Raw genomic sequence first — 13,945 nt, forward strand, 5'->3', positions numbered from 1 at the left:
GAACGTGTGGTCTGTGCACGGAGGGCGCCCCTGCTCTCCATACGTGTGGTGGAGGCTCTTGGATGCGCTCAATTTGCCGCGGAAAGGATCACATTAGATGATGAGGAACTGGCTGGTGGGTCTTGCGCTGAGCACGTTGATACTGATGGGCTCGTGCAAGGAGAATGGCTTGAGCACAGCCGAAATCCAGGAGGAGGCGAAAGAGCGGGTGCGCGAGCAACTGGGGCTTACCGAGGAAGCCGCGCTGTTCACGGAGATGTTCGTGGGCAAGCCGCTCGATGGAGATACCATTGTGTGCGGCAGGGTAGGCGGCCGCCGCGCGGATGGCACAGTCATCGTTCCGCGTCGCTTCATCGCTGCAACCGATCCAGGACGATGGGTGAAGTTCGAGCCGGTCACTGATTCGACCCTTCCATCGCGGCCCCAGAAATTTGTCGAATGGTACGGAACCTGTGAGTCGAAAGCCGAGGGCATTGCCACCGGCTGATCGAAAACATCGGTCAGGTGGCTTCGGTGCATCTCCCGAGCAAGCACATCTACCTGGAACGGCGAGCCCCGAGAAATAGCAGAACAACTGCCGTCACGGCATGGTCCGCTCCCATCTTCTCAGCCATCGAGCATTCGGAGATATCAAATGAGTGTCAGAAGCGCCTTTCTAACTCTATTTCTGCTGACTGCCTGTGCAGATACACAAGATCCGGACCCTACCCCTGCCGAAACAGATGGGGTCTATAATATGATCGATCCGGTCGTAGACCCTGTGGCGGCAGATCCCTCGCGACCGGAAGCTGGAGAATGGGTGGAGGGCGATGTCGCCGGGAGGAAAGCGATCGTCTTCGACCCTGTTGCAGGCGGGCCGGTCTTTGCAATGTTCTGCGACACTCGGGACGGACTTGTTTTGGAGCGCCGCCGCCTGCTCCCGAGCGGACCACATCGCATGATGGAAATTGCGTTCGGAGACGCCCGGGAATCACTGGCGACGAATGAAGTGTCGAACAACGGGCCTGTGCTTCGTGCACAGCTGCCCTTCAACTCCGAACTGTTCACGCGCCTTCGCGACTTCGAGGGTGCCATCTCGATCACAGTCGGGCGCTCTCAGCCGCTTGTGCTTCCCGCTGATCCGCTCATTCCGGAGTTGGTGCGAAAGTGCATAACTGGTGCGACCGCGGGCGCTTGAGGGTGCTGGCTCGTCACTCGACCCCGGCCCGACAATCGTGCGCACCATCACGCGCCGGACGATCTCGGCTCGACTGGGCAGCGTGGATGTTCATCCGGTCGTTCCTCCAGCGCTGACGTATTGCAACATCAATCTGGTCCGGTCAGGCCGGATGAACAACCTCCTGAAAGCTCACATCTATAAGGCGTAGACCTGCAACTTGGTCTCAGCGGGGTCCGGGTAAGGCTCGGGGCCGCAAAACTCGTCGATTTTCTCGCGATCGCGAACTAGCACCTTCGTACCTCGTACAAATAGGCCGTTATCGGCGAGTATCTGAAAGGTTCGGGACAAGGTCTCTGGAGCGATGCCGACCCGCGAAGCGAGGTGGCGCTTCGATACAGGAAGTACTGCAGCTTCCGGTATATCGCTTTCTTCTATGAGCCGAAGAAGAAAAGCAGCCAGACGCTGAGGAGCGCTTCGGCATTTCAGGTCTATGATCTGGCGCGTGGCCATACGAAATTGGCCGGCAAGGACCCGGCTGACGTTGATCGCGAATTGGTGGCAACGGGTGAGTTCCTGGCGTGCAACATCGGCTCGAAGCAACAGCACCGTCGCGCTGGTCAGGGTCCTTGCCGAGTTCAGATAGGGTTCGTCGAAAAGAGATGCCGCCGGCATGAAGACGTCGCCCTGCGTGAGCAGGACGAGCCCGCACTCATGCGGGCTTTCGCCCTTGTACAGTTCGGCGATCCCCCCGATCAGAAGGTGGAGGAAGTCGGGGCGATCGCCCTCTTTGAACAATATCGTTTCCCGCGGGTAGCTCTGTATCGTGCCGAACTGCAGGACACGGGCCACTTGCTTCTCATTCATGTCCAGGAAGAGCGGCTGTGCCATGGCCGTCTCCAAATTCACCCTTTGCATTGTCCTCGTAGCGATCGTTCAGGATTCCTTGCAGGCGGATTTTCGAGATTGAGACCGCCACACCTGCTCATGAGCAATGCGTGTGGGCCCCGATACAGATATTATAATTGCATTCGGCTCCGCTTGTTCCACGATGATTTGCGGCAGATGCCCGGTGCGATCGCAACGAACGATGCGGCTTGATCCGCCCCGAGACTTGACCGGCGTCAAGTCTTGCAACGGTGGCCACCGATATTTGTTGTTCGTTTGGCAACGACGTAGCGCCGCTCCCTACGAAATCGGAAAGGGCGCGAGAGAAGAAAAGCTATTTTCCGGTGCCTCGGCACCGTCGGCAACTGCCCCGCCGGCCTGCGTCCGCACTCGAAGTTTGAGATATTCACCAGGAGACAATGATGGTCCGGATTCCTTCAACCAGCCTAGCATTGGTGGCCGCGCCCTTGATGCTGGTCGCAGCCTGCGACGACAATGATCGAAATGGAGAGGCCGTGACTGGCGACGAGCTTGCCGTCGGAACCCTTGATCCGGAAACCAGGCTGGCTGCTGCTACCGACCAGAGTTGGATAAATCTCAACGGCACTGTCGTCAGCACCACGACAGATTCATTCGTTCTCGATTATGGAAGCGACACTGTCACCGTCGAGATGGACGATTGGGATTGGTACCGTGAGGGCCAGGCCCTTGCGCCAGGAGATCCCGTAGTAGTCACCGGCAAGGTGGACAGCGATCTTTGGCGGGCAAAGCGGATCGAAGCCAGCAGCGTGTACGCGAAGAACCTGAATACCTATTTCTATGCGAGCGGGGCCGACGAAGAAGATCTTCTCCCCAGCACCGTCTACGTACCACCCAGCCCATCCTCCAGCGACACAACTGGCTACGTGACCGCAGTGGAAGGACAAGAATTTACTATTGGATCGGGTATGACGGCAACCCGAGTGGACACCTCGAAGATCACGGCAAGCAAGAGGCCTGCGGTGAAGGTTGGCGACCGAGTTTATGTCTGGGGCAACCTCGATCTAGACCCACGGGAGAAATCGGAGATAATGGCGGAGGGGATCGTGATCCTAGCCAAGGACAAGACGAAGATCAGTGACGGCGCGAGTGAAAGCGAAAACATAACCGCCGGTGCAGACGGGGATCAGGATCAAGAGCGGACGAATAGTACCTCTACCCGGCTATAACGCGGGGGCGCTGGCTACTAACCCTAAAGTCGCTGAAAGGCGTTGTCGTCCGGACAAGTTATTTCCTTCGGCATGTACAGTCATATATTTTCCTGTTCGATGACTCTGATCAGGCTCATTCGAATGTCGAGACCATGAAACATGCTTTAGCTTGAGTCTGAAATGGTCATGTTCTGAAAGGTGCTTCCAGGCACCCTTGACCTTCCTCAATTCTCGAAACGGCATGTCGATGTGCGAGTTATGAATGTGTGAGACATTGCGTGGTCCCGCCTACGACGCACGGTTGTCCGGCCAACGCCCCAATGTCGGCATTGTCCCTTCTTATAAGGAGATTCTTTATGATCAAGAAAAGACATTTCTATGTGGCTGTCGCTGCGATCTGCCTTGTCGCACCCCCAGCCTTGGCCCAACATCTCGAAGGCGATACGCGCAGCCCCACAATGCGGTGGTCGCGCAGCTTGGCAGAACCCGGCACATTCTGGCTCGATTCACGGGATGATAGAGAGATCATCCGCTATACGACACCACGCGACGTAAGCCTATGTCTACCCCCTCCCCAGGGCGTGGACGCGCCCGATCGCGGATACCCGCTTCGTGTTACCTGGGACCAGATAAACACTCTGACCTTGTACCCAGGCAATTGCCTTTTCTTCGATGCGCGGCAAGTTACGGTGCGACCGGCCACCGATCTTCCGAGAAACGTCGTGTTGACCGGTAAGGTGGAGACAGAACGGGCGCTACAGAAATAGAGCAATAGCAGTCGCCGTATCTTCGGAGGTTGTGATGATCTCTCGCGGTGGCCCGAAATAATTACTGAAAGCAAGGACAACCGTCATGGAAATGACAAAGACAGACGCGCGTGAAGACCCTGGAGCCGCAAATTCAAGTGCCAAAAGCTTGGACGCGCAAAAACAGCAGATGACCTGGAACTGGAGCCGTATTGGTCTGGGCGTGGGTGCTGCGGCGGCGATCGCGGGAGTGGCCTTGGCCGGCCGCAAGGTGACCCGGCACGACGGCGATGACTCGGATTTTCAATATCGACTCGAAACTGATGAAAACGTCCGGCTGATCTCATCACGGAAAGTCGAAGGGACTCGCGTAGTCAACCGCAATGGCACGAAGATCGGGAGCATCGATTCCTTCATGGTCGACAAATATTCGGGCCGGGTCGCCTATGCGGTGATGCGCTTCGGCGGCTCATTCGGTTTCGGCACAAGCCTTTTTCCGCTGCCTTGGCTGCTTCTCGACTATGACGAAGCGAAGGGCGGGTACATGCTTGACATCACCAAGGAGGATCTTGAGGAAGCCCCGCGGTTTGAATCCGACGACCAGCCCGAATTCAGCCCGGAATATCGGCAGCGGGTAATCCTCTTCTATCGACCGGTAAACGCGCGGAACAATGGCAGCACAGGCGGCGCTCGAGCGCATTCGTCTGCATCGTACCTGCCAGGAGCAACGGCAAGTGGAGTTGCGTGATAGCCATGAATCGGGCAGCCCATCGATGCTCAGGTTCGATCATGCAATCCTGATCAATGTTCTCGGGCAAGGTCGAGAAACCGACGGCGGAAGACAAGGAAGAATGGGGGATCGACCCCGTCCGTGTTCGACGCCGATCTCAAGGGTCAGGCAGTCGACGCCTACGGATCCGGCGGCAATTCTCGAGATAACTGGTGATCTGCCTGAAGCGGGCTGATCTGACCGATTGCTGCTTTCGCCCTGCCGGTGGTCTAGCTCATTCATTGCCGTCCTCCGCCGCAGCTTTGGACGTACGGCCAGCGAAACGCTCGTTCAACATGTTCAGTCGACGGAGGTTTCCGCGATTCCGAGGGCTCTCCCCGTGCTCGGGTTGATCAGTTCATATCGCAGCACCAATGGCCGGGCGGAGCGGGGCACTTCTTCGAAGAACAACGCGCCTTCGACACGACCGCCTGAATCGATGATGCCTTCCGGGAGACCACGGCGGCGCATCCCGGTCGTGGGAAGCGGCTTTCCGCCATAACTCGTCTCGTAGAGCGTATAATAAGCCGGATTGAGGCCGACCTCGCCCTTGGCCACAGTGATTCCGCGATAGGCTTCCCGATAGGTTCCGGCGAGTCTGAACCCTGACGTCTTGAATTTGAGCCGGCGTACCTCGAAGGGCGCGCTAAGCTGGGGTTCGCCCTCCGTTGACGGTTTTACATGAAAGAGGGGCAGCGCGCGGAAGGATTGCCCATCCCGTCCCACCAGGCGCAGACGCTCGTACGAGAACAGCACTGGCTCGTCTCCGTGGTTTTCGACCACGACCTCTATCGGCGTCAGTTCAGACGTTATCCGTGCCGGTCCGTCCCACCTGTCGAAATTGTCGGTACTCATCACGACTCTGTGACCCGCGAGGGCTGCCTGCTCCTGGGAGGCTGCCTGAGCATAAGGTGTGGACGTCAGCAGCGCCAGGATACCCGAAGTGATCAGCGCATTGGGTTTAGGGCGAAGTTTAGGAATAATCGGATGGGATAATCGCGACTTCAGTTTCATCATAATCTCCTCTCTTGCTCATGGGCGAACCTGGCATTGCGGCCGATACGCGGCGGCGGCACCGATGCTCACGACGGAGAGCCTGCCATGAATATGAAGGAAGAACGCACACCGCAGCCGGACGTCGATCCGAATTGACCTTTGTCAATTACAGGCATGGAGCCTCTCGGCTGCCTATCGCGGGGCGGCGGCACCGGATGCTAGCTGTTAGCCGCAGCACACGTTCCAGATCCTCGCGCGCAGCCTCTGATCTCCCGCCTGCCATACCTGCTTTGGCAGCCCCGTCAGGGGCGCCGAAGCGCGATCGGGCATGATCCTTCCCAGGCGATCAGCCCCTTGGCTCCCGCTGCCGCGGACGTCTTATGCCGTCTCGGTTTCCGGAAAAAGTACACGCACATTCAATCCAGGCTCGTTATCGGTCAGGACCACCTGCGCATTGTGCACACGCGCCGCGGCCGCCACGATGCTGAGACCGAGCCCCGAGCCGGGCTGCGAACGGCTGGCATCGAGTTGCGTGAAACGCTGCAGGGCCCTCTCTCTCTGCGTCTCAGCTATCCCGGGTCCGCGATCGGCGATCGTCAAGGTGGCGGCACCGTCCTGCACGGTCAGATCAACCCGCACGGTTTCCCCCTTGGGAGAGTGCTTGATCGCGTTGTCGAGAAGGTTGGCCGCCATGCGTGCCAAAAGCGAGCGCGAGCCAGCCAGGGCCACCGGGACGAGGGTGACTTCGATCCCGACGCCGCGATCCTCGGCCAGGGGTTGGTAGAGTTCCACCGCCTCTTGAAGGAGATGATCGAGCTGAACCAGCTCGCGGGGGATATCTGCGATAGCTTCTGCGTGGGCGAGTTCCAGGACATCCAGGATGAGGCGCAGAATGGCGTCGAGGTCGTCACGGCACTCCGCTATGACCGCATGCAATTCCTCAGCATCAGCCTGTTGCATCTCCGCCAGTTCGAGCCGCGCGCGGATGCGGGTAATCGGCGTCTTGAGATCGTGCGCGAGACCGTCGGTCGCGGCGCGCAGGGATCCGATCAGCCGCTCAATCTCTTCGAACGTGCGATTGATCGTTGCCGCCAATCGGTCATATTCGTCTCCTCGGTCGGGGGCGGGGAGGCGCTCATCCAGCTTGCCGCGCAGGAAGCGCTCACCCGCGTCCGAGGCGGCCCGCAGGAACGCGAGTCCGCGCCGGCTGTACCAGAAGCCGAGCGCCAGGCCGAGGAGACCAGTGGCGAGCAGCGACCAGATCAGCGCCGAGAAATAGCGATCCTGCAGGACTATGCTTTCGTCCGACAGATTGCCTACCAGAAGCCGGAAGCCATCTGGCAGAAGGACCGCCCGCGCCTCGATCGCGCTCTCGCGTACCGGGGCGCTGGCGCTGAACACTTCCGTCTCGAAGCGATGATAGCCGGGATGATCCACCGCGCTCGGCCATTCAGCGAGATTGCCCACCAACGGCCTGCCGCCTGGCGTGGCCAGCAGGTAAAGGAATTCGTTGATCCGCGGCACCTCCACTTCCCGGCGAATTGCCTGGGCAATTCCACTGAGCCCCGCGGCTCGATAGCGCGAGACGAGACTGGCCGCCTCGTCGTTGACGAGTGCACGAGTGCGCGCTTCCAGCAGTCGCGCGGTCTGCACATATTGCACGGTCAGCGCGAGGCTGGTCGTGACGAGCGCGATGAGCGTGATCCACAACGCGCCGCTCAACGCTGCGCTGCGAAACAGGGCTGGCGGGCTAAACCGCATCGAGGCGGTAGCCCGCGCCACGGATAGTGCTGATCATTCCCGGTTCGTTTTCACCATCGATCTTGCTTCGCAGGCGGCTGACATGCACGTCGATCACGTTGGTTCCTGGGCTGAAATCATAGTCCCAAATTGCTTCAGTCAGCATGGTTCGCGTAACCACCTGCCCTTCGTGACGCATGAGATACTCGAGTAGCTGGAATTCCTTATTGCTGAGTTCGATCCGGCGTCCGCCCCGGCTGGCAATACGCGACAGCAGGTCGAGGGTGAGTCCGCCCACCCTGATCTGCGCATTGCCCGTCCTGTCGTCAGCCCGACGCCGCGTGATCGCCTCCAGCCTGGCGATTAGCTCCTGGAACGAGAAGGGTTTGGCGAGGTAATCGTCGCCACCAGCCCTGAGGCCGGCGACGCGATCGTCAACCTGTCCCATCGCCGAGAGCAACAGCACGGGCGTGCGGTCGCCCTGCGCCCGTAGCGCCCGAAGAACGGCTAAACCGTCGAGTTGGGGCAGGTTGCGGTCGAGGATGATAGCGTCGTGCACATCACCGAGAGCTGCCGCCAATCCGTCCACGCCGTTACCGATCCGGTCGCAGGCGTGGCCAAGCTCCCGAAGGCCGCGCGAGACGTAGTCGGCGGTCTTCTCGTCGTCTTCGATCAGCAGGAGTTTCACGGCGAACCGGCTCCGAAAGGGCGTTGAATAGGGGGTGCGCCCTTATGCTGTCGAGGTTCCCGCGTTGTCAGGAGTGCTGTGCTTGGCCATTTCCGCCAATTCGCAGACGCAAATTCAGCCGACGCCCGTCGCGCAGGATTTCCACTGGGACTATCGCTCCGCCCTTGGAGTCGGCCACTGCGCGGGCAAAGTCGCCGGCATCCTCGATTGCCTTGTTGCCGAAGCGCCGGACGATGTCGCCAGGCTGAATGCCGGAGAGTGCCGCCGGACCGTCCGGCTCGACACCTGAAATCAGCGCCCCTTTTTCTTCCGCGAGACCCGGTGCCTCAGCCGTCTGCCCCGTGAAGGTCTGCAGCGCCACACCGATCCGGCCGCGCGAAACACCGCCATGTTCCACTATCTGCGTCACCACTTCCCGCGCAAGCTGCGCCGGGATGGCGAAGCCGATGCCGACATTGCCGCCAGATGGTGAGACGATGGCTGTATTGACGCCGACCACCCGCCCATAGGCATCGAACAGCGGCCCGCCCGAATTGCCCGAGTTGATCGCTGCGTCGACCTGAAGGAAGTCGTCATAAGGCCCGGCACCGATCTCGCGCCCGCGCGCCGAGACGATACCCGAAGTGACGCTGTTGCCGAGGCCGAAGGGACTTCCAACCGCGAACACACTGTCCCCAACGCGGGTCGCATCGCTGTCGCCCCAGGCGACGGTGTGGAAGTTCTCGCCGTCTATCTTGACTACGGCAAGGTCGGTCTTGTCGTCACGGCCGAGGACGCGGCCCGAAAGCTCGCGCCCGTCGCTGAGCTGCACGGTGACGGTTTCTGCATCGGCGACGACATGGTTGTTGGTCACCACGATTCCCGACGCGTCGACAATGAAGCCCGATCCCAGTGCGCCGCGAGGTTGCGCCCGTTCCGGGGTCTGGCCGAAGAAGCGACGCAGCATTTCTTCGCGATCAGTCATGCCGGGGCTGCTGGCCGGCGTGATCTTCTCTGCGGGCTTGACCTGAATCTGCACCACGCTTGGGCCGACGGATTCGACCATGTCGGCCAAGGATGCGTGGACCCCGCCGCGCACTATTTGTGCCCCACCGGGAGCGGCGAGTTCGGCAGTGCCAGAAGCTGCGTTGTTCGCCAGTGCCGCGCCGCCGGCAACACCGGCAACGGCGGAGGTGCTGAGGAGAATAGCCGCGACGGCGGGTCGAATGGAGAATTCTCGCTTGTTCATTTGATATCCTGTCCAGAAAAGAGCCTTCAACTGGCAAGACTTATAGCCCGCCTCCTTTACCCAAGAATGAGGCGGAGATTAATTTGATGTAATGATTGCCCGCTTCAGAAATCATGTTCCATGAGTTGGCCGGAAGCGCCGCCTGGCCAAGAAATGCTCATGAGCTGGCGTAGGGGAGGGCGCTGCCGGGTCTATGCCCACGCGGCGGCTCTGCGCGTTATACACGTTCCGCCTGGCGCAGCCGATCCGACCGGTCTGGAATGACCTCATCAACTTCATTATTGGCCACGTAGACTATCGCGGCGATAGCGAATAGCAGAGTGGCTGCTGCCACGCCGATCCAGAACTTCGCGCGGCGCCTGCGAGCTCCCTCACGGGTTGTTTGTTGCAACGCCATTCAACGACTCCCGGTTAAAACTCAACAAAACGGATGAAGGCTGTGCCGGTTGCCTGTTGTCGATGGCCGGTTGCGCACGGACCGCCGGCTGATCCATTCGCTGGAGTGGCCGGCATCATGATGGGGGCGGGCTCTCACGTCGCCCGGCCCCGATCCTCGCGGAACCTGAACATGGTCTCATGCTTTCTTCCATGGGGACAAGGAGATGGCGATCGCATGAAGATATGCTGGGCGTTCCTGACGATCATGGCGTCGCTCTTGGCCGCTCCTCAGTCCATTGCCCAGAACCGGTCAGCCGTCCGCAGCGTCGCGATACCTTTTCCCGATACACTGGCCTTTCTGAAGCGCGAGACGCGCCGGGTTCCGATCGAAAGACCCCTCGCCGAGACGCCGTCCGGATCCTTGTTGCGTGACGGGATCGTCGGCAGCCTGCCGGTCGCGCGCAATATCGATCTGCGCATCGGGCTGCTCAAGGTGCTGCGGGGAAAATCCCGCGAGCCGGCTTTGTCGCGCAGCCATCCGATGCGCGACCTCGCCGGCCGTCACGAGCGTGTCGCCGCGGCGGGACTGAACTTCAACTTCTGATCTGTGCGTCGGTCCTGAAACGCACGGGGGGCTCGCAACTGGAGGGCGTCCGACGGATCATGTGCAGGGCGAAGCGATGATTTCCGCCCCGATCACAGCTACCAGGATCGGGGTTGCGCGCCCGTCCGGCGGCTGGCGGCATTCTCGATCTCCTGGAGCTGCGCGCGCGTCATCGTGCCGCTCGCCAGCAGGGCGCGCATCAGTTCGTCGACGAGGGCGGCCAGGAAATCCAGCTCGAGCCGCTCCGATGTCTGATCTTCGCTGTCGATTTCCATTCCGCTTTTCTCCACAAAATGCACTTCATGCCCTACCGCGGGCGCGGTAGGGTCCGGTATCAGCCTATCCATGGCAGGCAAAATGGAAAGACTTCGTTGCCATGCGCCGATCGCGGAATGAGCCGATGCCGAAAGCACTTGGAAAGCCGGGACGGGGGAGATGATGCGCCAGGCGCCATCTGTGCCGGCCATCAGGCGGGACGACCTTTCGGGCGAGGCGGTGCGCGCGCTGCTGGCGCTTCACCTTGCCGCCATGCACGCCAATTCGCCGCCGGGACATATATTCGCGCTCGATCTTTCGGGCTTGCGCGCGCCGGAGGTAATGGTCTGGACGGCCTGGTTCGGAGATGATCTTGCCGGCATCGGGGCGCTGAAACTGCTGGGCGGCGACGCCGGCGAGATCAAGTCGATGCGGACCGATCCCGGCCATTTGCGTAAAGGCGTCGCCGCTGCCCTGCTCGACCATATCATTGCCGAGGCGCGGGGGCGCGGCCTTGCCAGGTTGAGCCTGGAGACAGGCAGCGGCCCAGCCTTCGAGCCGGCCCTCGGGCTCTACCGGGCGCGGGGCTTTGCCGACGGCGATCCCTTCGCACATTATGTCCGGTCGGACTTCAACCAGTTCCTCCACCTGACCCTGTAGGGAAGGGGGAGCCGCTCGCAGCCGATGCGGATCAAGACCGCTGGTCTACCTTCAGGATCCGCAGGGTGCGCGGGCGGCCGTCCGGGCAGGGCCAGTCTATCTCGTGGCCGGCGCGCATGCCGATCAGGCCGGCACCGACCGGCGTCAGGATCGAGATGCGGCCCTCTTCGATATCGGCCTCCGCCGGCATGACCAGCCGGACACGGCGGACCGTGCCGCTGGCATCATCCAGATATTCGACCTCGGATCCCAGGGCCACGACATCGGCAGGCAGGTCCCTGGCGGGCAAGATGCTGGCGCGCTCGATCTCGTCCAGCAGCAGGCCGGACAGGTCCGGCGACCGGCCTTCGATGCCGAGCGCCAGGCGGGCGATGATATCATGATCGGTGTCGCTGATCTGAAGCGGCGGCCGCGGGTCGGCCGGCCGGGTGGCAGCTTTCTGCATCATTTTGTCCTTATCTGAAGGAAATTCATGGCGACGATGCGCTCAGGCCGGCGCGGGTTCGTCGATTTCAAGTCTCTCCCCAGACCGGCCGCGCTTCGGCGGCGCCGGCCTGGGGCTAGGAAGTGGCGAGCATTTGCCCCGCATGAAGGCAAAATCGAACAAAGGATGGTGCATCCCACATGGGTCCAGCCTAAGCTCGAGCGAGCGCGTGTCAACAAGCCGCGCCGCCGTTCCGGACGATCGCCCCGTGATCGCCGGTGTGGAAGTACGGTGTGCGCCGAGTCGCGCCAGACAGGGCCTCGCTGTTCGCCGCCCCCCGACAGGCAAACGCCGCCGATTCGCATCTTCGTCCCGCACCCGGCACGTTCAGGCGCGTCGGCGGCTCCGGCGGGTTTTTTTCTCGCCGAACGCAGAGCGATAGTCTGGCCATGCCGGCTGTTTCGGCGGGAGTGAGACGATGAGCGATGGGGCAATGGCTTCCGTGCGACCGGACGGCGACATGGGCCGACCAGTGGGCCGGAACGAACTGGCCGAAGGGCTGATGCTGGTCCGGGCAAGCACGCTCAAGGTCGTGCGGCTGCAACTTGCGATGGAGCGCCGGGACCGCCGTACAGCCTTGGCCACGGTCGACGATCTCGTCATGCTGGACGGGCAGATACGCGACTTTCTCGAAGCCATGCCGGCCGAGGGAAAGCCGGGCGTCATGCAGCGCGAGCTCGAAGCGCAACTGGGCGCGCTGGCGCGGGAGAAACTGACGCTGGCGGCCGGCATGAGCGGCCGTGCCGTGGGGGAGCGGCCCTGGATCGAGCCACCGAGGCCGATAAGACCTGCCGGTGCCACCCAGATTCTGCCGGAGCCGGCGACGGACGAAACGGGCGAGGGCGCCGTCCGCAAGATCGCGCCCTCCTGGCTCGGCGCGCCGGAGGATGTCCGGCAGGAATCGGAGCCCACAAGCGGCGGCCGCGTCTACCGGCTGGTGGCCCTGCTGCTGCTCGCCATGGCGCTGATCGCGGCGGCCGTGTCGCAGATTCCCGCCGGCATGGGGATCGTCCGTCTGGTCGGTTAGGTTTTTTGTTGGCCGTGATTCGATCGGTCGGCGGCGTTGCCGGGCTCGAATCACTTCAAGGAGCATGACGATGATCGACGCCACCGATCGGTTGCTCCGCGCTGAGGCGGTCGAGGCCTATGAGGCCATTCCCTCGCTGGACGCGCATGGCGAACTCACCCGGCTGATTCTGGCCGAAGTATCTCTCCTCGCGGTAAAATATCGCAACGTCCGCCGCCACGACGTGCCGCATATTCAGGAGATTTCCGGCCTGCTGGACGTGCTCTGGCAGGAAGTGGAGATGGTGTCGGCCAATCCGGACGAGCATCGCGCCGGATAGCGCCGGCACCGTGATATTTCGTCGGCGCTGAAAGCCGGCCTCTTGACACATTTAGACAATTAGCTAATTGTCGAATCATGAGCCAGGTCTTCAGAGCCCTTTCCGATCCTACCCGCCGGCGCGTGCTGCAGCTTTTGCGCAAGGGTCCGATGAGCGCGGGCGATCTGAGCGACCGGTTCGACGTCTCCAAGCCGACCATGTCGGCGCACTTCGCGGTGCTGAAGGAGGCCGATCTGGTACATGCCGAAAAGGCCGGCAAGTCCGTCATTTATCACCTGAAGCTGTCGGTGCTCGAAGAGGCGCTGCTGGGCTTCGTCCATTCGTTCGGCCTCGGCGCGGAAACGCCGGAGCCAAGGAAGGAGACTGCACGATCATGAAAGAGCCGATTCCCGCCCTCTTATGGGCCGGTGGACTCCTCACCCTGGCGCTCGGCGCCAGCCTGGCGCGCCAGCAGGGCCTCGTCGACGACGACACCGTCAAACGATTGGTGGTAGGCGCCAATGGACTCCTGGTCGCCTGGCTCGGCAATCGCATGCCCAAGACCATAACGCCGAGCGCCTGCGCCCGACAGATCACGCGGGTGGCGGGATGGTCGTTCGTGCTGAGCGGACTCGTCTATACGGGCCTGTGGGCCTTCGCCCCGATCCCGGTCGCCGTCGTGGGCGGAAGCGGCGCGGTCATTGCCGGCATAGCGGTGACGATCGGCTATGGTCTGTGGCTGCGGGCAAAGGCGAACGCCGCCTGATCGGGCTGTTCCGGAGCTCTTGCCCGGCTGCGCCCGGCAGATATTCGGAACGCGGGAAGGCGTCGCATGTCT

17 protein-coding genes are annotated in these 13,945 nt (G+C 61.6%); 10 read left to right on the forward strand and 7 right to left on the reverse strand.

Annotation, left to right across the window (positions count from 1 at the left end):
• Nucleotides 1-97 precede the first annotated feature (97 nt).
• Together RQX22_RS14345 and RQX22_RS14350 are read left to right on the forward strand one after the other, a co-directional pair.
• Complete coding sequence (locus RQX22_RS14345) at nt 98-487, forward strand: hypothetical protein (RefSeq protein ID WP_315727236.1); 390 nt, start codon at nt 98-100, stop codon at nt 485-487.
• A gap of 249 nt (nt 488-736) precedes the next feature.
• A complete protein-coding gene (locus tag RQX22_RS14350; RefSeq protein ID WP_315727237.1) occupies nt 737-1,177 on the forward strand; it encodes a hypothetical protein in 441 nt (146 codons plus the stop codon).
• Between the two features lie 177 nt (nt 1,178-1,354).
• Here RQX22_RS14350 and RQX22_RS14355 read toward each other — a convergent pair whose 3' ends face one another.
• Nucleotides 1,355-2,047: a helix-turn-helix domain-containing protein gene (locus RQX22_RS14355; protein ID WP_315727238.1), complete on the reverse strand. Its 693-nt coding sequence runs from the start codon at nt 2,045-2,047 to the stop codon at nt 1,355-1,357.
• Nucleotides 2,048-2,463: 416 nt separating this feature from the next.
• On the opposite strand from RQX22_RS14355, the gene RQX22_RS14360 reads away from it, so the two are divergent.
• Together RQX22_RS14360 and RQX22_RS14365 are read left to right on the forward strand one after the other, a co-directional pair.
• Nucleotides 2,464-3,252: a NirD/YgiW/YdeI family stress tolerance protein gene (locus tag RQX22_RS14360; RefSeq protein ID WP_315727239.1), complete on the forward strand. Its 789-nt coding sequence runs from the start codon at nt 2,464-2,466 to the stop codon at nt 3,250-3,252.
• Between the two features lie 834 nt (nt 3,253-4,086).
• A complete protein-coding gene (locus RQX22_RS14365) occupies nt 4,087-4,728 on the forward strand; it encodes a PRC-barrel domain-containing protein (protein ID WP_315727240.1) in 642 nt (213 codons plus the stop codon).
• A gap of 321 nt (nt 4,729-5,049) precedes the next feature.
• Here RQX22_RS14365 and RQX22_RS14370 read toward each other — a convergent pair whose 3' ends face one another.
• The 4 genes from RQX22_RS14370 to RQX22_RS14385 form a co-directional block, all read right to left on the reverse strand.
• Nucleotides 5,050-5,766, reverse strand: a complete 717-nt coding sequence (locus RQX22_RS14370; RefSeq protein ID WP_315727241.1) for a hypothetical protein — start codon at nt 5,764-5,766, stop codon at nt 5,050-5,052.
• Between the two features lie 357 nt (nt 5,767-6,123).
• Complete coding sequence (locus RQX22_RS14375; protein WP_315727242.1) at nt 6,124-7,467, reverse strand: sensor histidine kinase; 1,344 nt, start codon at nt 7,465-7,467, stop codon at nt 6,124-6,126.
• Between the two features lie 28 nt (nt 7,468-7,495).
• A complete protein-coding gene (locus RQX22_RS14380) occupies nt 7,496-8,173 on the reverse strand; it encodes a response regulator transcription factor (protein ID WP_315727243.1) in 678 nt (225 codons plus the stop codon).
• A gap of 67 nt (nt 8,174-8,240) precedes the next feature.
• Nucleotides 8,241-9,401 (reverse strand): trypsin-like peptidase domain-containing protein, encoded by a 1,161-nt coding sequence (locus RQX22_RS14385; protein ID WP_315727244.1) that lies wholly within the window; start codon nt 9,399-9,401, stop codon nt 8,241-8,243.
• Nucleotides 9,402-10,014: 613 nt separating this feature from the next.
• On the opposite strand from RQX22_RS14385, the gene RQX22_RS14390 reads away from it, so the two are divergent.
• Complete coding sequence (locus tag RQX22_RS14390) at nt 10,015-10,383, forward strand: hypothetical protein (protein WP_315727245.1); 369 nt, start codon at nt 10,015-10,017, stop codon at nt 10,381-10,383.
• Nucleotides 10,384-10,481: 98 nt separating this feature from the next.
• Here the strand turns inward: RQX22_RS14390 and RQX22_RS14395 are convergent, their stop codons facing one another.
• Entirely contained in the window at nt 10,482-10,658 is a 177-nt protein-coding gene (locus RQX22_RS14395) for a hypothetical protein (protein ID WP_315727246.1), read from the reverse strand.
• Between the two features lie 163 nt (nt 10,659-10,821).
• Between RQX22_RS14395 and RQX22_RS14400 the strand changes: the two genes are divergently transcribed.
• Nucleotides 10,822-11,298 (forward strand): GNAT family N-acetyltransferase, encoded by a 477-nt coding sequence (locus RQX22_RS14400; protein WP_410001646.1) that lies wholly within the window; start codon nt 10,822-10,824, stop codon nt 11,296-11,298.
• A gap of 31 nt (nt 11,299-11,329) precedes the next feature.
• Here RQX22_RS14400 and rnk read toward each other — a convergent pair whose 3' ends face one another.
• Nucleotides 11,330-11,746, reverse strand: a complete 417-nt coding sequence (gene rnk / locus RQX22_RS14405; protein ID WP_315727248.1) for a nucleoside diphosphate kinase regulator — start codon at nt 11,744-11,746, stop codon at nt 11,330-11,332.
• Between the two features lie 454 nt (nt 11,747-12,200).
• Here rnk and RQX22_RS14410 point away from each other — a divergent pair, with 454 nt between their 5' ends.
• From RQX22_RS14410 to RQX22_RS14425, 4 genes are all read left to right on the forward strand, one after another.
• Nucleotides 12,201-12,809 carry a hypothetical protein gene (locus RQX22_RS14410; protein ID WP_315727249.1) on the forward strand — a complete coding sequence of 203 codons (609 nt, stop codon included), beginning with the start codon at nt 12,201-12,203 and terminating at the stop codon, nt 12,807-12,809.
• Nucleotides 12,810-12,879: 70 nt separating this feature from the next.
• Nucleotides 12,880-13,128 carry a hypothetical protein gene (locus RQX22_RS14415; RefSeq protein ID WP_315727250.1) on the forward strand — a complete coding sequence of 83 codons (249 nt, stop codon included), beginning with the start codon at nt 12,880-12,882 and terminating at the stop codon, nt 13,126-13,128.
• A gap of 77 nt (nt 13,129-13,205) precedes the next feature.
• Nucleotides 13,206-13,505 (forward strand): autorepressor SdpR family transcription factor, encoded by a 300-nt coding sequence (locus RQX22_RS14420; RefSeq protein ID WP_315727251.1) that lies wholly within the window; start codon nt 13,206-13,208, stop codon nt 13,503-13,505.
• Nucleotides 13,502-13,873: an ammonium transporter gene (locus RQX22_RS14425; protein WP_315727252.1), complete on the forward strand. Its 372-nt coding sequence runs from the start codon at nt 13,502-13,504 to the stop codon at nt 13,871-13,873. The genes RQX22_RS14420 and RQX22_RS14425 overlap by 4 nt, the downstream gene beginning before the upstream one ends.
• Nucleotides 13,874-13,945: the final 72 nt, after the last annotated feature.

Origin of the sequence: Sphingosinicella rhizophila (genome assembly GCF_032378825.1) — a bacterium.
GTDB classification, from domain to species: Bacteria; Pseudomonadota; Alphaproteobacteria; order Sphingomonadales; family Sphingomonadaceae; genus Allosphingosinicella; species Allosphingosinicella rhizophila.

What these genes read in the sequence shown, in the direction of transcription:
- RQX22_RS14355 (WP_315727238.1), bottom strand. Translation starts at nt 2,047, where the DNA reads ATGGCACAGCCGCTCTTCCTGGACATGAATGAGAAGCAAGTGGCCCGT.
- RQX22_RS14370 (WP_315727241.1), bottom strand. Translation starts at nt 5,766, where the DNA reads ATGATGAAACTGAAGTCGCGATTATCCCATCCGATTATTCCTAAACTT.
- RQX22_RS14395 (WP_315727246.1), bottom strand. Translation starts at nt 10,658, where the DNA reads ATGGAAATCGACAGCGAAGATCAGACATCGGAGCGGCTCGAGCTGGAT.
- RQX22_RS14365 (WP_315727240.1), top strand. Translation starts at nt 4,087, where the DNA reads ATGGAAATGACAAAGACAGACGCGCGTGAAGACCCTGGAGCCGCAAAT.
- RQX22_RS14425 (WP_315727252.1), top strand. Translation starts at nt 13,502, where the DNA reads ATGAAAGAGCCGATTCCCGCCCTCTTATGGGCCGGTGGACTCCTCACC.
- RQX22_RS14420 (WP_315727251.1), top strand. Translation starts at nt 13,206, where the DNA reads ATGAGCCAGGTCTTCAGAGCCCTTTCCGATCCTACCCGCCGGCGCGTG.
- RQX22_RS14410 (WP_315727249.1), top strand. Translation starts at nt 12,201, where the DNA reads ATGAGCGATGGGGCAATGGCTTCCGTGCGACCGGACGGCGACATGGGC.
- RQX22_RS14345 (WP_315727236.1), top strand. Translation starts at nt 98, where the DNA reads ATGATGAGGAACTGGCTGGTGGGTCTTGCGCTGAGCACGTTGATACTG.
- RQX22_RS14415 (WP_315727250.1), top strand. Translation starts at nt 12,880, where the DNA reads ATGATCGACGCCACCGATCGGTTGCTCCGCGCTGAGGCGGTCGAGGCC.
- RQX22_RS14385 (WP_315727244.1), bottom strand. Translation starts at nt 9,401, where the DNA reads ATGAACAAGCGAGAATTCTCCATTCGACCCGCCGTCGCGGCTATTCTC.
- RQX22_RS14350 (WP_315727237.1), top strand. Translation starts at nt 737, where the DNA reads ATGATCGATCCGGTCGTAGACCCTGTGGCGGCAGATCCCTCGCGACCG.
- RQX22_RS14390 (WP_315727245.1), top strand. Translation starts at nt 10,015, where the DNA reads ATGAAGATATGCTGGGCGTTCCTGACGATCATGGCGTCGCTCTTGGCC.
- rnk (WP_315727248.1), bottom strand. Translation starts at nt 11,746, where the DNA reads ATGATGCAGAAAGCTGCCACCCGGCCGGCCGACCCGCGGCCGCCGCTT.
- RQX22_RS14400 (WP_410001646.1), top strand. Translation starts at nt 10,822, where the DNA reads ATGCGCCAGGCGCCATCTGTGCCGGCCATCAGGCGGGACGACCTTTCG.
- RQX22_RS14360 (WP_315727239.1), top strand. Translation starts at nt 2,464, where the DNA reads ATGATGGTCCGGATTCCTTCAACCAGCCTAGCATTGGTGGCCGCGCCC.